Source organism: Winogradskyella sp. Asnod2-B02-A, from assembly GCF_045063645.1.
Classification (GTDB): domain Bacteria; phylum Bacteroidota; class Bacteroidia; order Flavobacteriales; family Flavobacteriaceae; genus Winogradskyella.
This window is the reverse complement of record NZ_JBEFOG010000027.1, coordinates 2,006,476-2,022,305: the sequence shown is the minus strand read 5'-3', so window position 1 is coordinate 2,022,305 and position 15,830 is coordinate 2,006,476. Positions and strand designations below refer to the sequence as shown.

The following is a 15,830-nucleotide window of genomic DNA, read 5'->3' as shown; positions in this document are numbered from 1 at the left end:
AATCGTAACCTAAATATGGCTTGGTTTAAAAGAAAAGAAAAAGGTATTCATACCTCTACAGAAGAAAAAAAGGACACTCCTAAAGGACTTTGGTATAAATCTCCAACAGGAAAAATAATAGACACGAAAGAACTTGAACAAAATTTTTATGTAAGTCCAGAAGATGGTTATCACGTAAGAATTGGCAGTAATGAGTATTTTCAAATTCTGTTTGATGATAATAAGTTTAAAGAGTTAGATGCTAATTTAACTTCTAAAGATCCCCTTAAGTTTGAAGACACTAAAAAGTATCCAGATCGCTTAAAAGCTGCACAAGCAAAAACGAATCTTAAAGATGCCGTGCGCACAGCTGTTGGTAAATCTAACGGTGAAGATTTAGTAATAGCATGTATGGATTTTAGTTTTATTGGAGGCTCAATGGGAAGTGTTGTTGGTGAAAAAATTGCCAGAGCAGCAGATTATGCTATAAAAAAGAAAACTCCTTTAATGATTATTAGTAAATCTGGAGGTGCACGTATGATGGAAGCTGCATTATCTTTAATGCAACTAGCAAAAACTTCTGTAAAACTAGCTCAATTAGCAGACGCAGGTATTCCTTACATTTCATTATGTACAGATCCAACAACAGGAGGAACAACCGCTTCCTTTGCAATGTTAGGCGATATAAACATTGCTGAACCTGGAGCTTTAATCGGTTTTGCTGGACCAAGAATTGTAAGAGACACAACAGGAAAAGAATTACCAGAAGGATTTCAAACTTCAGAATTTTTATTAGAACATGGGTTCTTAGATTTTATAACCCATAGAAAAGATTTAAAAGCTAAAGTGAACTTGTATATAGATTTAATAAAGAATCAGCCCATACGAGCTTAATAAAAAAAACCATAAAGAGTTGATAATCAACTCTTTTTTTTGTGTTTTAATTTAAAATTAATATATTTCGGCCTTAACCTTATTTGTTTATTGTGCCATTTGCCACAATAAATAAATTAAAAAAAACCAAAATGATGAAAATTAAAACAAAACTCAGTGTTTTTCTACTGGTGATGATTACTGCATTTTCTTGCGACGATCTTGACGAATTAACTGAATTTGACATTACCGAAGATTTTACAACTACGTACAACATCTCTGTGCCTGAAGACTCAGAAGGTATGCCACAAAGTTTTTCAGAATCTGCAATTATAGATATTGCGGAAAACGTCGAGATTCAAGATAATTTAGATTTATTACAAGATGTTACACTTAACTCATTAAGTTATGAAATTTCTAATTTCATTGGTTCGGAAGATGCAACATTAACCGAAGCCACATTGAACTTTGGAAGTGTTTCCGTTTCAATATCAAATATTAATCTCCAACAATCTGATATTGATAACACAATATATGAAATAGCAGATACAAGTTTATTAAATGCTATCGCAGATGCATTAGAAAATAATACCGCAATTAATGCTTCTGTAACAGGAACCGTAAGTGCTACTCCTGTAATATTTGATATTATAGTTAATTTAGATGTTACGGCAACAGTTGATGTATTATAATTCCGATATAAGCTAAATCAAAAAAAGTCATCTAGTTATTTAGATGGCTTTTTTTTTACTTTAATCATCTGTTAATTTATGTAATAGGTATTTCAGTATTATCAATTAACACATGATTTAATTTGAGAATTATGAGTTATGCTTTTTTAAAATAAACTGAAAATTCTGTGCCAACATCAACAGTACTGATAACGGCAACTTTGCCACCTAAAGATTCAATATGATTTTTAGTAATAAAAAGACCAATACCTATGGCACCTTCATTATGATGAAAGGTTTTATACAATTGAAAAATAGTATCACCAAATTTTTCTAAATCTATACCAAGTCCATTATCTTTAATTTTAAGTATAACGAATTCTTTGGTTGTTTCAGACTTTAGCTCTACAATAGGTTTTCTTAGTTCTGATTTATACTTAATAGCATTGGTTAAAAAATTAAGAATAATACTATCCAGATAAGCAGGTATACCTTTTATACAAAGATCCTCATCAATTTCATTATAGATAATTGCTTCTGCGTTTTGTGCCAAAGCAATAATATTGTAGGTTGCTTTCTCTACATAATCATATAAATTAAGAGCTTGCATTTTAGAATCGTCAATTTTCCGAATCTTAGCCACCTCTGTTAAATGAGAAACTGTTTCTTGCAAATTCTCTACTGCTTGCTTTAATAATTGAAAATTCTCATTATATTTTAATTTTGAAAAATCCTCTTCTAAAAACTCAGTAATTGAAAATAGGTTACCAGAATGTGATCTCAAATTATGGGTTACAATATTGGCAAAAGATGTTAATCTCTCATTTTGTTCTTTAGCAACACTAAGCATGGCTTTTAATTTATCTTCACTTTTCTTACGATTAGTAATATCATTAAATTGCCAAATCATATGTGGTCTACCTTCTTTGAAGTAGACTAAAGAAACTGAAATCAGCATCCATTTTATAGAACCATCTTTATGAAAATAGCGTTGTTTTACACGATATTTATCAATTTCACCATTAACAAGTTTTTCGTATTTTTCTTCGTGCACACCAAGATCTTGGGCATAGACAATATTATTTATGTCCATATTAAAGAGCTCCCATCTTGTATATCCAAAAATATCGCAGACACTCTCATTAACCTTTAACCAATTCCCATCTAAATTTACAATGGCAATACCATTATAAGTATTATTAAATGTACGCTCTAATACGTCGTAAGCATTAGAGAAATTTCGTAGATGATTTGAGACTTTCATTCATTAAGTTTAAATAGATTAATCTTTGTTGAAAGTTATTAGTTGGTAAGGGCTAACTAGGTTAAATCATTATAAATAATATTTTTAACATCAAAAAGTTACGAAAAAAAAATCAAATCACAAAAAAATAGTATATTTGCCGCTCGAAAGAGAGGCTTTCGTGTACATAACAATCATTTACAATAATATTAGAATGTATTTAGATCAAAAAGGAAAAGAGGAAATCTTTAAAAAACATGGTGGTGATGCAAAAAACACTGGTTCTGCCGAAGGACAAATTGCATTATTTACTGCTAGAATTAACCACTTAACAGAACACTTAAAAAAGAATCGTAAAGATTATAACACAGAGCGTTCATTAGTGAAATTAGTAGGTAAAAGAAGAAGCTTACTAGATTACTTAACTAAGAAAGATGTCTTAAGATATCGTGCAATAGTGAAAGAATTAGGATTAAGAAAATAATCTCAATATAAAGACCACGCCTAACAGCGTGGTTTTTTGTTATAAAACAACTCGGTTTTAGACGAGTATAAAACCTAAAATTGAAGAAGCTAGATTCTAAATGAAGTTTAGGTCTAACGGTTTTTCATTGGTCACACAACAACTACACAACAACACAACGACCATTGTTTAACATTATTCTAACGAGCAATAATGCGTTAGAATTAGAATTAAAAAATTTATGATTCCAAAAGTTTTTAAAGAGGTCATTGACCTAGGTGATGGTAGAGAAATTTCTATCGAAACCGGAAAATTAGCAAAACAGGCACATGGTTCTGTTGTTGTTCAGTCAGGAAAATGTATGTTATTATGTACAGTTGTTTCTAACTACGAACAAAAGGATGTCAACTTCTTACCATTAACAGTAGATTACAGAGAAAAATTTGCTGCTGCAGGTCGTTATCCAGGTGGTTTCTTCAAAAGAGAAGCAAGACCAAGTGACGGAGAAGTATTAACAATGCGTTTAGTGGACAGAGTTTTACGTCCATTATTCCCAAAAGATTACCATTCTGAAACTCAGGTAATGATACAGTTAATGTCTCATGACCCAGAAGTTATGCCAGATGCTATGGCAGGTTTAGCCGCTTCTGCAGCTATTCAATTATCAGATTTCCCATTTGAATGCCCAATTTCTGAAGCTAGAGTTGGTCGTATCAATGGAGAATTCATTATCAACCCAACATTTGCTCAATTAGAAGAGTCTGATATCGATATGATGATTGGTGCGTCTGCTGATTCAGTAATGATGGTAGAAGGTGAAATGGATGAGATTTCTGAAGAAGAAATGGCAGATGCTATTAAGTTTGCTCACGAAGCAATTAAAGTACAATGTGCTGCTCAAGTAAAATTAGCAGAAGCCTTTGGAAAGAAAGCTATTCGTGAATACGAACCAGAAAGAGAAGATGCTGATTTAGAGAAGAAAGTACATGAAATGGCATACGATAAAGTATATGCTATTGCAAAAGCTGGATCTTCTAAGCACGAAAGAAGTGCTGCATTTCAACAAATAAAAGAAGATATCAAAGCTACTTTTTCTGAAGAAGAATTAGCAGATTACGGTGGTTTAGTATCTGACTATTACCGTAAAGCCGAAAAAGCGGCTATTAGAGACTTAACCTTAGATGAAGGTTTACGTTTAGATGGTCGTAAGACTGACGAGATTAGACCAATCTGGTGTGAGGTAGATTATTTACCATCAACACATGGTTCTGCCATTTTTACACGTGGAGAAACTCAAGCATTAGCTACAGTAACATTAGGTACTTCTAGAGATGCAAACCAAATAGATATGCCATCTCAAGAAGGTGAAGAACGTTTCTATTTACATTATAACTTCCCACCATTTTGTACAGGTGAAGCTAGACCAATCCGTGGAACATCTCGTAGAGAAGTAGGACACGGTAATTTAGCACAACGTGCATTAAAAGGAATGGTGCCAGACGATAGTCCTTACACTGTAAGAGTTGTATCTGAAGTATTAGAATCTAATGGTTCTTCTTCTATGGCAACTGTTTGTGCAGGTACAATGGCACTTATGGACGCTGGTGTACAAATGACAAAGCCAGTTTCTGGTATTGCAATGGGATTAATTTCTGATGCTGCTTCTGGAAAATATGCTGTATTATCTGATATCTTAGGTGATGAAGATCACTTAGGTGATATGGATTTTAAAGTGACTGGTACTGCAGATGGTATCACAGCTTGCCAAATGGATATAAAAGTAAAAGGTCTGTCTTACGAAATTCTTGTAAATGCATTACAACAAGCGCGTGCTGGCCGTTTACATATCTTAGGCAAATTAACAGATACTATTGCTACACCAAATGCAGAAGTTAAAGAACACGCACCTACAATGGTAACAAGACGTGTACCTAACGAATTTATTGGAGCCTTAATTGGACCTGGTGGAAAAGTAATACAAGAAATGCAAAAAGAAACTGAGACTACTATCGTTATAAACGAAGATCCAGTGACCGAAGAAGGTATTGTTGAAATCTTAGGTGTAGGTAAAAAAGGTATTGATGCTGTTATGGCAAAAATTGATGCTATTTTATTTAAGCCTGTAGTTGGTAGCGTTTACGAAGTAAAAGTAATCAAAATGTTAGATTTTGGTGCTGTTGTAGAGTATATGGATGCGCCAGGAAACGAAGTATTATTACACGTATCTGAGTTAGCTTGGGAACGCACAGAAAATGTATCTGATGTTGTAAACATGGGAGACGTTTTTGATGTAAAATATTTTGGTCAAGACCCTAGAACACGTAAAGAAAAAGTATCTCGTAAAGCATTGTTACCAAAACCAGAAGGTTATGTAGCAAGACCACCAAGAGATGATAAACGTTCTGGTGGACGTGATAATAACAGAGGAAGAGATAATCGCGGACGTGATAACAGACGTGATGATCGTAAACCTAGACAAGATAAGAAAGAAGATTAATTCTTAATTCTTAAATTTATAAAAACCCTATATAGAAATTTTCTATTTAGGGTTTCTTTTTGCAGTAAATTAAAGATAAATCAACATAATAAAACAATGTCTTCTTTCTGTTATAAACAACAATTTACCAATTGTAATCATTACCTTACTGTGTTAAATAAAAATTAAAAAAAGTCTAAAGTAAAAAAGCCAACGTACATCTGTTTTAGTTAATCAATCTACAAACACAATCTATGGCTTCAGAAAAACCGACCTCTAGTACTATACTTTCAAAAACGAAAAGAAGAACAAAAAAAATATCAAACAATCTTAATCTGTTTCTTAATAGTAAATCAAAAACCGAAAACCCTAACAACAAAATTGTGCTCTTCAGCACCTTTTTACTTATGATGTTAGGCATTTATTTCCTTTCTGTTTTTTATGGTGATTTTGAACAATTGAATGCAGACAGAATGAGTACAACAATAGGCTTCACTTTTATAGCTGTTGCAACCATACTTTTAGTTTTCAAAATTCTATTTTTTCTATATAAAGCCTATAATTATTATAAATATAAGCCTATTGCATCTGTTTCAGATAAAGAACTACCAACCGTTACGGTAATTGTACCTGCATATAACGAAGGCAAACAAGTTTATGACACTTTAGTAAGTTTAGACAATAGCGACTATCCGAAGCAAAAATTGCAAATCATATCTATTGATGATGGTAGTAAAGATGATACTTGGGCATGGATGTTAGATGCTAAAAAGATTCTAGGAGACCGTTTAGAGATTTACCAACAACCCAAAAACAAAGGAAAACGACATGCACTTTACCGTGGATTTAATTTAGGTACTGGCGATATTTACATCACTGTAGATAGTGATTCTATAGTAACTGAAGATACCCTTAGAAATTTAGTTAGCCCTTTTATTAAAGATGAAAATTGTGGTGCAGTTGCAGGAAACATTAGAGTGTTAAACAACAGAAAGGAGATGCTTCCAAAGATGTTAGATGTCAGTTTTGTATTGAGTTTTGAATTTGTAAGATCGGCAGAAAGCAATCTTAATTCTGTACTATGTACACCTGGTGCTTTAGCAGCATACAGAAGTACAGCTGTACATAAATGTTTACCGCAATGGATTAACCAAACATTTATGGGAAAACCATCGGATATTGGAGAAGATAGAGCTATGACCAATATGATACTAAAACAAGGTAAACACGTCTTGTTTCAAAAGAATGCTGTCGCATACACAAATGTACCAGAAGAGTATTTAGGTCTTTACAAAATGTTTATTCGTTGGGGAAGAAGTAATGTGAGAGAAAATTTAGAAATGGCAAAATACGTATTTACTAATTTTAGAGCTAAAGGTAAATCTGGAACCCGAATCCTATTCATAAGTCAATTTGTAAAAATATTAATGAGTTACCCTTTATTGATCTCAATGTTATTTTTCGTTTTGGTTCATCCCTTATTATTTTTAGGTTCTACCCTTGTTAGCATCTTAGTGGTTTCAACATTTTCTGTTTTATTTTTTACCAGTCAATATAAAACTACTCAAGGTTTTTGGGCATATTCGTATAGTATTCTATTCACCTTCGCTTTATTTTGGATTACACCTTATGCCATAGCAACAGCAAGCAGAAGTGGTTGGTTAACACGTGAATTAGCTATACAGAAATAGAAAAAAATAAACCAAGTTTAAAACCTATCAAAACAAAATTTGATAGGTTTTTTATTCAATCCATTCAATTTGTCACCGACAGGCTGTCAGTTTCTTGAGGCAGACCAAAACCTAAGATTCTCATTTCCTTAAGTAAGAGCCTTCTATGTTTTTGGTATCTCAATGATTAACACAAATGATTCAGAATATCACAATTCTTAAAATCAATAATTAGTTTTGGTACTTCTGTACAGTCCTTGTGATTGTTAGTTTGAATTAATTCAACAAATAAAATGAGAGTATTAGTAATTGGAGCAGGTAATATGGGTTTAACCTATGCAGAAGGTATGGCAGAATCACCATTATTAAGTAAGCATAAATTGAGAATTTATGATACTGATCCTGAAAAAACAGCAACGTTAAGTAAAGACTCAAGATTTTACACCTTTGATAATTTAAATGATTGCTTACCAAAAGCAGACATTGTGTTTATTGCTGTAAAACCTTATCATAGTGATGCATTATTTGAAGACATGAAACCGATGTTAAACGGTAATCAAATTTTTGTATCTCTAATGGCTGGTGTAACTATAGATACTATTCAACAAAAATTAGGAGTAAAAAACGTGATTAGAACGATGCCTAATTTGCCAGCTCAAGTTGGCAAAGGTGTCACCTCTTATACTGAATCTGAATCGGTTTCTAAAGTCGAATTAATAATGGTAAGGAATCTTTTAGACACAACAGGAACTTCAATCCATGTGAATTCTGAAAATTTTATTGATGCTTCAACAGGCATTTCAGGAAGTGGACCAGCTTATGTATTCTATTTTATGCAATCAATGTTAGAGGCTGCTCAAAAAATGGGCTTTTCGGATGAAGATTCTAAAGTTTTAGTGACGAGTACGTTTGAAGGAGCTATAGAGCTCTTCAACCAAAATGATATCTCACCAGAGTCTTGGATCGCCAAAGTTGCATCAAAAGGAGGTACAACACAAGCCGCAATTGACTCTATGGATGATAATAATGTAAAACAACTAATTCAAGATGCAGCTTATGCAGCATTTGACAGAGCTGTAGAGTTGGGAAGGGATGATTAATTTGACGCCAATTTCATTAAGCTACTAATTTAGAGACACATAAGTATTCCTAGCTTCTAATTTATCTTATTCAAAATTAGGATTTCTTACTAAAAATGTCTAAATTAAAAGCTATGATACTACAAGATAAAGAAAAATATGCAGAAGAGTTAAATCAGTCCATTTCCTATCTAGAAAATTTAGGGTATTCTAATATTAAAGCAGATATTAAGGGTTATGATTCGCCAAAATCATATCACAAAAAAGGAAGTAATATTGACGTAACACCAGATATTGTTGCAGAAAAGGAAGGTAGAAAACATATATTTGATTTAAGTTTAAAGTCGAAAAAACCAAGATTATTAAAATCGAAATGGTTATTTCTCAACAGCCTTAGCCAATTAAAATCATACCGATTTAGGTTAATTACAACGCGAGGGCACTATAAATTTACCAACGAAACTATTGATGATATTAATCTTGATACCGTTAAACTTCTAAAGATTTAAAAATTTTATTATTATTGTGTAACATTTCATTGCTTTTGTACGTATAATAAAAGCAACACGTTGTTGTAGTAAATTGCACAAATCTTAAAAATTAGATGAGACAACTTAAAATTACCAAGCAGGTTACCAATAGGGAAACTGCATCATTAGACAAATACCTACAAGAAATTGGTAAAGTAGATCTTATTACCGCAGACGAAGAGGTAGAATTAGCTCAGCGTATTAAAGCGGGAGATCAATTAGCTTTAGAGAAATTAACCAAAGCTAACTTGCGTTTCGTTGTATCTGTTGCAAAACAATATCAAAACCAAGGCTTAACTTTACCAGATTTAATTAATGAAGGTAACTTAGGTTTAATTAAAGCAGCTCAACGCTTTGATGAAACTCGTGGTTTTAAGTTTATTTCTTATGCTGTTTGGTGGATTAGACAATCTATTTTACAAGCGTTAGCAGAACAATCTCGTATTGTGCGTTTACCTCTAAACAAAATTGGTTCTATTAATAAAATCAATAAAACCTTCGCATTTTTAGAGCAAAGCCATGAGCGACCACCTTCTGCAGAAGAAATTGCAAAAGAATTAGACATGACGATTAACGATGTTAAAGAGTCTATGAAGAATTCTGGTCGTCACGTAAGTATGGATGCTCCTTTAGTTGAAGGTGAAGATTCTAACTTATATGATGTATTACGAAGTGGAGAATCTCCAAATCCAGATAGAGATTTATTACATGAATCGTTACGTACAGAAATTGAACGTGCATTAGAAACATTAACACCTCGTGAAGCAGATGTTATTCGTTTATACTTTGGTTTAGCGAGTCAACATCCAATGACACTTGAAGAAATTGGAGAAACATTCGATTTAACACGAGAACGTGTAAGACAAATAAAAGAAAAAGCTATTAGACGCTTAAAGCATACCTCTAGAAGCAAAATTTTAAAGACATATTTAGGTTAACTTAGAAATGTGTAATTACGTACAAATATGTAAGTAATAAATTGCATTAACGACAAACCTAATTAAGGTAACAACAGTTACAAACATAACTGTTCGTTTTTTGATTGATGAAAGAACCCACGGCTGATTACCGTGGGTTCACTTTTTATAATACTTTCTGTATACTCTAATAAATGACTGAAACATTTTCTCTGAAGTTGTTTATAGCACTCTTAAAGTCACTTTTAAACAAATCAATTATACCTTGAACATGTTACATTCTTAAAATGCCGTTTCAACTTTAAAATCGTAAAAATATCTTCACTTTTTAATTACCTTTGAAGAAACTTAAAAGAATTACATAAAATGGCTACAAAATATATTGCTCCATCAATGCTAGCTGCTGATTTTGGCAATCTCCAACGCGATACAGAAATGGTTAATAACAGTGAAGCAGACTGGTTTCATATAGATGTAATGGATGGACATTTTGTACCTAACATCTCTTATGGTATGCCTGTAATTGCTGCTATAAAAAAACATGCAACAAAGCCTTTAGATGTTCATTTAATGATTGAAAAACCTGAGCGTTACATCGAAGAATTCGCTAAAGTAGGTGCAGATATAATTACAGTACATTATGAATCTACTGTTCATTTACATCGTACATTGAGACAGATTAGAGATGCAGGTTGTAAAGCTGGTATAGTTCTTAATATTACAACTCCTTTAAATGTTTTAGAAGATATTCTACCAGAATGCTATATGATATTATTAATGTCTATAAACCCAGGTTTTGGTGGTCAAAAATTTGAAGACATCACTTATAAACGTATAAAAAACCTTCGAAAAATGATAAATGAGCAAGGTTTAGATACACGTATAGAGGTAGACGGTGGAGTTACTGATCAAAACATCCAGAAATTAGTAGACGCTGGTGCAGATACATTTGTGGCAGGTAGCCATGTTTTTAAAAGCGCAAACCCAACAGCTACAATTAAAGCTTTAAAAGATTTAGCTAATTCATAAAAAAATGCGCTATTCGCGCATTTTTTTATAGTTGTTTTAGTAAATAATTAATTAAGTCTGTGGTGGTAACAATACCAACCAAACGTCCATCATCAACTACTGGTAAAGCATGGAATTCTCTTTTAGACAAAATTTCAGCGACATCTTTAATAGTGGCATCCGACGGCACGGTAACCACATTTTTAGCCATTACTTGATCTATGGTAAACATGTTATATACTAAGGTCTCAACTTCAGTTTCGGTATCGTCAATAGCATCTGCAAAGCTAATCCTTAACAAATCGGTATAACTCAACATACCAATAACAACGTCCTCTTTAACAACAGGAATATGTCTTATTTTATGTCTTTTAAATAATATTTCTGCATTTTCAAGATCATCTTCTCTATTGAGCGCGATGATTTTGGTTGACATTATTGTAGAAATTGGTTCTATATTTTTCATGAGTTCCTATTTTATAATTCACTAATAAAAGTAATTTATAAAAGCATTAAAAAGTATGATAAATATCACCTAACTTAAAAACAGAACTCTCAATAAATATTATTCCTTGCTACCATATCCATAGTTATACCCATAATTGTAACCATAACCATAAGATTTACTCGCTCCTACACTATTAACAACATAGGCCATGTTTTTTAACTTACCAGATTCAGATAGATCTTTTGAGAATCTTAACAGATTTTTTTCTGTATAGTTAGCACGAGCTAAATAAATAGTTGCATCTGCCAATTGAGAAATTAACATGGTATCCGTAACTAAAATGGTTGGAGCCGTATCTACTACAATATAGTCATATTCCTCTTTAGCTTCTTCAATAAGCTTTTTAAAACGACCATTTGTTAATAACTGCGCTGGATTTGGTGGAATGCTACCTGATAAAATAATGTGATGATTTGGATGTTTATCAAAACCACGAATTAAAGAATCTTTCCAATCGTAATTAATATCATGAAGGTAATTTGATAATCCTGGTTTATGTTTTTCTTGATGAATATGCGTATGAATCTGCGGATTTCTTAAATCGGCACCAATTAATAATACTTTTTTATTAATACTAGATAATGCCAATGACAAATTAACACTAATATAGGTTTTACCCTCACCTTTTATAGTTGAAGTACAATAAATTACTTTAGCCTTATTATCATCACTAACTGGCAATATATAATCTACATTTGAACTTAGTATTCTAAAAGATTCGGCAAGTGCTGTTCTCGCATTTGGATCTGAAAACAATATATCCTTTGTCTTTTTTACATCTGGTATTTCTCCTATAACAGGTATTCTAGGATTTATATTATTAATATCTTCTTTACTGTGCAACTTGGTATCTAACATAAATATGAGATATAGAATACCAAATGGAATTAGTAAACCACCTAAAATAGCACCAGCATATACAATATTTGACTTTGGAGATATCGGACCTGAACCAGAAATAGCATAGTCTACGACCTTAATAGACGGCTCCGTAATTGCTAAATTAATTGCTGCTTCTTCACGCTTCTGTAACAATAAAATATAAAGACTTTCTTTAATTTTTTGTTGACGCTCAATCGCTCTTAACAATCTATCCTTCTCGGGTATCTGTGCTACTTGTCCCACAAACTTTCTATTTCTCCCCTTTAATTGATTTTGAGAAACTTGAAGTTGTTTATTATATGAGTTTAACGATTGGGTAAGGTTAGTTCTTAAATCATCAATTTTAGATTCAATAAGCATCACAGTTGGATTATTTATACCAGCACTGCCTGTTAATTTATCTCTTTCTAAAATAACCAAATTATATTCATTAATAAGTCCATTTATACCACTGTTGTCTATGCCAATATTAGACGGTAACAAACCTTTTCCTGAATCTGACTTTAGGGCTTCTTGAACAAGTTGCGCTAAAGCGATTTGTGTTTCTATTTTAAACACCTCCTCATCAGATTTTGTTCTTTGCTGTAATCCTAACTCGGCATCAGCAGCCAAATCCACTAAATTATTCTGTTGTTTAAAATCTTTTCTATCTATTTCTATAGAATCTAATTCTTCAGCAAGAAAGACAAATCTTTCATCTATAAATTCTAATGTATTTTTGGATACCAATTGACGGTCATTAATACCATCTTTATTGAAAACATCCATCAATTTATTCAAAATCAATTCTGAAAGTTCTTTACTCTCTCCTTTAATTGATAATTCTAATAAATCACTTTGCTCACCTACGGGCTCAACTTTTATCCTAGATTTTAATTTTAAAGCCGAAGATTTCAATGGTCCATATTTAATAATAAACTTTTTGCCTAAAATTTTATTTAAGGATGCACTATTTTCGAGTTTTAGATTAAAAGGTAAATTATATTTACTGTTTTCGAGCCCATTGTTCGAAAGTTTAAAAGTTTTATCAGTATTCAGATTTGTAATTTCGAAATTTTTCTCTTTAACAATAACACTATAGGATAAGCCTGTAGATATACTATCTGCATGAATAATTTGCTCGTAACTAAATGGTAATTGAGCTATCTGTGCCGTTTGAATGGTACCTTCCTCGTAAAAACTTGTATTTAAGTTTAACTCTTTTGATACTTTTTCTAGAATAAGATATGAGGTTAATATTTGTATTTCATTCTCTAGATTAATATTTACTCTTTTAAAGACGAACGCTGAAGTAGGCAATTCTAATCCTTCTGACTCATCTAAAATTTTCATTTTAGCAGAGGTCTGATAGATTCTTGGCGCAAATCTTAAATAGACGTAAGCACTAATTAATGCTATAAACAATGCTAATACAAACCAAGGCCAATACCGCAAAAATTTACTAACTTCTTGTTTTAAATCTATATTATTATCGTCTTCAAACGATTTAAAAGTATTAAAAGAATCATCCATATTTATCGTGACAATAAAATCGTTAAAGTAAGTGCAAAAGAAACAACACTCAATACCGTTCCAACATTACCAATATAACCCGATTGCTTAACTCTAGGGTCATTTTGATTTACAATGATGTTATCATTTGGCTTAATGTAGTAGTATTCACTGTTCATAAATTCCGTTGATGTTAAATCAATATGAGAAATTTGGCGAATACCATTTACGTCTCTAGTTATAATAATATCATCACGTTTTCCATTTATTGTTAAATCACCTGCGTAACCTAAAGCTTGTAAAACTGTAATATTTTGCTCTGTAAATGTATAAGTACCAGGTACATTCACTTCTCCTAAGATGGTTATTTTTGCGTTTAAAAGACGCACTACTATATTGGGATTGTTTAAATGCCCACCATCAACTAATAATTGTTTTATCTTATCTTCAATCTGTCTGGTTGTTAAATTAGAGACCGGTATTTGCCCTAAAACGGGGAAATTAATCTCACCTTCATTAGATACTAAATAACCCGTTAACTGCATCAATTCTGGTGAATTAGCTGACGCACCACCACTTACTCCTCTATTATAAGGTAATGCCGCAATTGGCTCAAGAGTTTCTACAGATATTTTTAAAATATCATTGGGTTGAATTGTCGCGTTTTGATATTCAATTTTTGAACTATAGTTTGCATCTGCATCTTGTAGGTATAAAATGTCTTTTCTGGAAGCGCATGATGTGACTACAAATACCAACACAATGACTAAAACCCTAATTTTCATATTTTTATTTATTATTAACCGACGGCAAATATAAAATATTTATAGTTATCACAAAACAATACTCATACCGACAAAAAGTTGTATTGTTAGTTTATAAAAAACTACCCCTTACTCTTCTTTAATTTTCTTTTAACGATAAATGGAGCATAATACAAAGCTGCACCATAAATGAGTAATAACCCTATTTGAGTATTTAGATTTAAGTGTAGCATATTAAATGCTATCACTATAATCAATAAGTTGATTGCAACAACAGTTAAAGTGGTTTGAAGATGCGAAAAACCATAGAGAATAAAGCGATGATGTACGTGATTTCTATCGGCTTCAAAAGGGCTTTTCTTTAAAATAAAAATTCTTATAAAGAAAATTCTACACGTATCCATTAATGGATAAAAAAGCATTGCTAAAACCAAAGCTGGTGACCCTTTATGATATAAAGATTCCGTGTTTATTTGAGATTGAGATATAAAGCTAATAGAGAAAAAAGCTAACAGAAAACCTACAATCATCGATCCCGTATCTCCCATAAAAATTTTTTTTCTATGCGAAAAATTATATCTCAAAAATGCAGATAACGCACCAATTAAAGCTACGGCAATAGTTGCCAAACTCAATGCCCCAGAATTATAGAAAAGCACACTAAACACTGCACTTATTAATAAAGCCACACTACCAGCTAAGCCATCTACTCCATCAATTAAATTGTAAGCATTTATTATTAAAATATACACAAATAATGTAAAACCAATAGATACCCAATACGGTAGCACATCTACATCTAGAATTTTCGAAAACCCTATAATCCTTGTGTCAGTGAAAACAATTAAAAGCAGTGCTGCAAATAACTGTCCTACAAATTTCTTACGCGCAGAGAGGACTGTTAAATCATCTTTTAAGCCCAAAAAAAACAGTATTGTTAAACCGCCCATTACCAACATCAATACTTTCGTATTAAGCATTGCGCCAACAATAGTCATTACCACTACTAAACTAAAAAAAATACCAATACCTCCTAAGGTTGGTGTTCGGTCGGAATGCATACTTCTACCATCAGGCTCATCCATCAAATGTTTTTCTTTGGCGACATATAAAATCGTTGGAAACGTTTGATAAGCAATAATAAAGGCTAAAATAAATGCAGAAGTCAACCATACAAAGGGTCTATTTTCTGGATTAAAGTTATCTAGTAGTATTTTAATCATAAGCACAGTAACTTCTTAAACTAAGACAGCTATTAGCTCGCAAGGTACAAATT

The 15,830-nt window shown here is 32.1% G+C and carries 14 protein-coding genes; 9 read left to right on the top strand and 5 right to left on the bottom strand.

Features of this window, described 5'->3' with window-relative positions; translation table 11 throughout:
• The first annotated feature begins 15 nt into the window (after positions 1-15).
• Together accD and ACJJVO_RS16585 are read left to right on the top strand one after the other, a co-directional pair.
• The gene (accD, locus tag ACJJVO_RS16590; protein ID WP_405576112.1) at positions 16-873 is read left to right on the top strand and encodes an acetyl-CoA carboxylase, carboxyltransferase subunit beta; all 858 of its coding nucleotides are present in this window, start codon (positions 16-18) and stop codon (positions 871-873) included.
• A gap of 131 nt (positions 874-1,004) precedes the next feature.
• Entirely contained in the window at positions 1,005-1,544 is a 540-nt protein-coding gene (locus ACJJVO_RS16585) for a hypothetical protein (protein WP_405576109.1), read from the top strand.
• 136 nt (positions 1,545-1,680) lie between these two features.
• Here ACJJVO_RS16585 and ACJJVO_RS16580 read toward each other — a convergent pair whose 3' ends face one another.
• Positions 1,681-2,787 carry a PAS domain S-box protein gene (locus ACJJVO_RS16580; protein WP_405576106.1) on the bottom strand — a complete coding sequence of 369 codons (1,107 nt, stop codon included), beginning with the start codon at positions 2,785-2,787 and terminating at the stop codon, positions 1,681-1,683.
• 193 nt (positions 2,788-2,980) lie between these two features.
• Between ACJJVO_RS16580 and rpsO the strand changes: the two genes are divergently transcribed.
• The 7 genes from rpsO (at position 2,981) to rpe (ending at position 10,930) form a co-directional block, all read left to right on the top strand.
• Positions 2,981-3,250: a 30S ribosomal protein S15 gene (gene rpsO / locus ACJJVO_RS16575; RefSeq protein WP_405576103.1), complete on the top strand. Its 270-nt coding sequence runs from the start codon at positions 2,981-2,983 to the stop codon at positions 3,248-3,250.
• A 220-nt stretch (positions 3,251-3,470) separates the two neighbouring features.
• On the top strand, positions 3,471-5,726 hold the full coding sequence (locus ACJJVO_RS16570; protein ID WP_405576100.1) for a polyribonucleotide nucleotidyltransferase: 2,256 nt from the start codon (positions 3,471-3,473) through the stop codon (positions 5,724-5,726).
• 233 nt (positions 5,727-5,959) lie between these two features.
• On the top strand, positions 5,960-7,396 hold the full coding sequence (locus tag ACJJVO_RS16565) for a glycosyltransferase (RefSeq protein ID WP_405576097.1): 1,437 nt from the start codon (positions 5,960-5,962) through the stop codon (positions 7,394-7,396).
• Positions 7,397-7,668: 272 nt separating this feature from the next.
• Positions 7,669-8,475 (top strand): pyrroline-5-carboxylate reductase, encoded by an 807-nt coding sequence (gene proC, locus ACJJVO_RS16560; protein WP_405576094.1) that lies wholly within the window; start codon positions 7,669-7,671, stop codon positions 8,473-8,475.
• Positions 8,476-8,570: 95 nt separating this feature from the next.
• Positions 8,571-8,963, top strand: a complete 393-nt coding sequence (locus tag ACJJVO_RS16555; protein WP_405576092.1) for a hypothetical protein — start codon at positions 8,571-8,573, stop codon at positions 8,961-8,963.
• A 95-nt stretch (positions 8,964-9,058) separates the two neighbouring features.
• Entirely contained in the window at positions 9,059-9,922 is an 864-nt protein-coding gene (locus tag ACJJVO_RS16550) for an RNA polymerase sigma factor RpoD/SigA (protein ID WP_092466645.1), read from the top strand.
• A gap of 345 nt (positions 9,923-10,267) precedes the next feature.
• A complete protein-coding gene (gene rpe / locus ACJJVO_RS16545; RefSeq protein ID WP_405576089.1) occupies positions 10,268-10,930 on the top strand; it encodes a ribulose-phosphate 3-epimerase in 663 nt (220 codons plus the stop codon).
• A 25-nt stretch (positions 10,931-10,955) separates the two neighbouring features.
• On the opposite strand, the gene ACJJVO_RS16540 is transcribed toward rpe, so the two are convergent.
• The 4 genes from ACJJVO_RS16540 to ACJJVO_RS16525 all read right to left on the bottom strand — a co-directional run bounded on the left by ACJJVO_RS16540 (position 10,956) and on the right by ACJJVO_RS16525 (position 15,777).
• Positions 10,956-11,375: a CBS domain-containing protein gene (locus tag ACJJVO_RS16540; RefSeq protein ID WP_405576086.1), complete on the bottom strand. Its 420-nt coding sequence runs from the start codon at positions 11,373-11,375 to the stop codon at positions 10,956-10,958.
• A gap of 99 nt (positions 11,376-11,474) precedes the next feature.
• Positions 11,475-13,811, bottom strand: coding sequence for a GumC family protein (locus ACJJVO_RS16535; RefSeq protein WP_405576083.1), 2,337 nt, complete (start codon positions 13,809-13,811; stop codon positions 11,475-11,477).
• A 2-nt stretch (positions 13,812-13,813) separates the two neighbouring features.
• The gene (locus ACJJVO_RS16530; RefSeq protein WP_405576081.1) at positions 13,814-14,575 is read right to left on the bottom strand and encodes a polysaccharide biosynthesis/export family protein; all 762 of its coding nucleotides are present in this window, start codon (positions 14,573-14,575) and stop codon (positions 13,814-13,816) included.
• A 101-nt stretch (positions 14,576-14,676) separates the two neighbouring features.
• Positions 14,677-15,777, bottom strand: a complete 1,101-nt coding sequence (locus ACJJVO_RS16525) for an MraY family glycosyltransferase (protein ID WP_405576079.1) — start codon at positions 15,775-15,777, stop codon at positions 14,677-14,679.
• Positions 15,778-15,830 lie beyond the last annotated feature (53 nt).

Coding starts and splice junctions, on each gene's coding strand:
- ACJJVO_RS16555 (WP_405576092.1), top strand. CDS start 8,571: ATGTCTAAATTAAAAGCTATGATACTACAAGATAAAGAAAAATATGCA.
- ACJJVO_RS16565 (WP_405576097.1), top strand. CDS start 5,960: ATGGCTTCAGAAAAACCGACCTCTAGTACTATACTTTCAAAAACGAAA.
- ACJJVO_RS16550 (WP_092466645.1), top strand. CDS start 9,059: ATGAGACAACTTAAAATTACCAAGCAGGTTACCAATAGGGAAACTGCA.
- ACJJVO_RS16535 (WP_405576083.1), bottom strand. CDS start 13,811: ATGGATGATTCTTTTAATACTTTTAAATCGTTTGAAGACGATAATAAT.
- ACJJVO_RS16570 (WP_405576100.1), top strand. CDS start 3,471: ATGATTCCAAAAGTTTTTAAAGAGGTCATTGACCTAGGTGATGGTAGA.
- rpe (WP_405576089.1), top strand. CDS start 10,268: ATGGCTACAAAATATATTGCTCCATCAATGCTAGCTGCTGATTTTGGC.
- ACJJVO_RS16530 (WP_405576081.1), bottom strand. CDS start 14,575: ATGAAAATTAGGGTTTTAGTCATTGTGTTGGTATTTGTAGTCACATCA.
- ACJJVO_RS16585 (WP_405576109.1), top strand. CDS start 1,005: ATGATGAAAATTAAAACAAAACTCAGTGTTTTTCTACTGGTGATGATT.
- ACJJVO_RS16525 (WP_405576079.1), bottom strand. CDS start 15,777: ATGATTAAAATACTACTAGATAACTTTAATCCAGAAAATAGACCCTTT.
- rpsO (WP_405576103.1), top strand. CDS start 2,981: ATGTATTTAGATCAAAAAGGAAAAGAGGAAATCTTTAAAAAACATGGT.
- proC (WP_405576094.1), top strand. CDS start 7,669: ATGAGAGTATTAGTAATTGGAGCAGGTAATATGGGTTTAACCTATGCA.
- ACJJVO_RS16540 (WP_405576086.1), bottom strand. CDS start 11,375: ATGAAAAATATAGAACCAATTTCTACAATAATGTCAACCAAAATCATC.
- ACJJVO_RS16580 (WP_405576106.1), bottom strand. CDS start 2,787: ATGAAAGTCTCAAATCATCTACGAAATTTCTCTAATGCTTACGACGTA.
- accD (WP_405576112.1), top strand. CDS start 16: ATGGCTTGGTTTAAAAGAAAAGAAAAAGGTATTCATACCTCTACAGAA.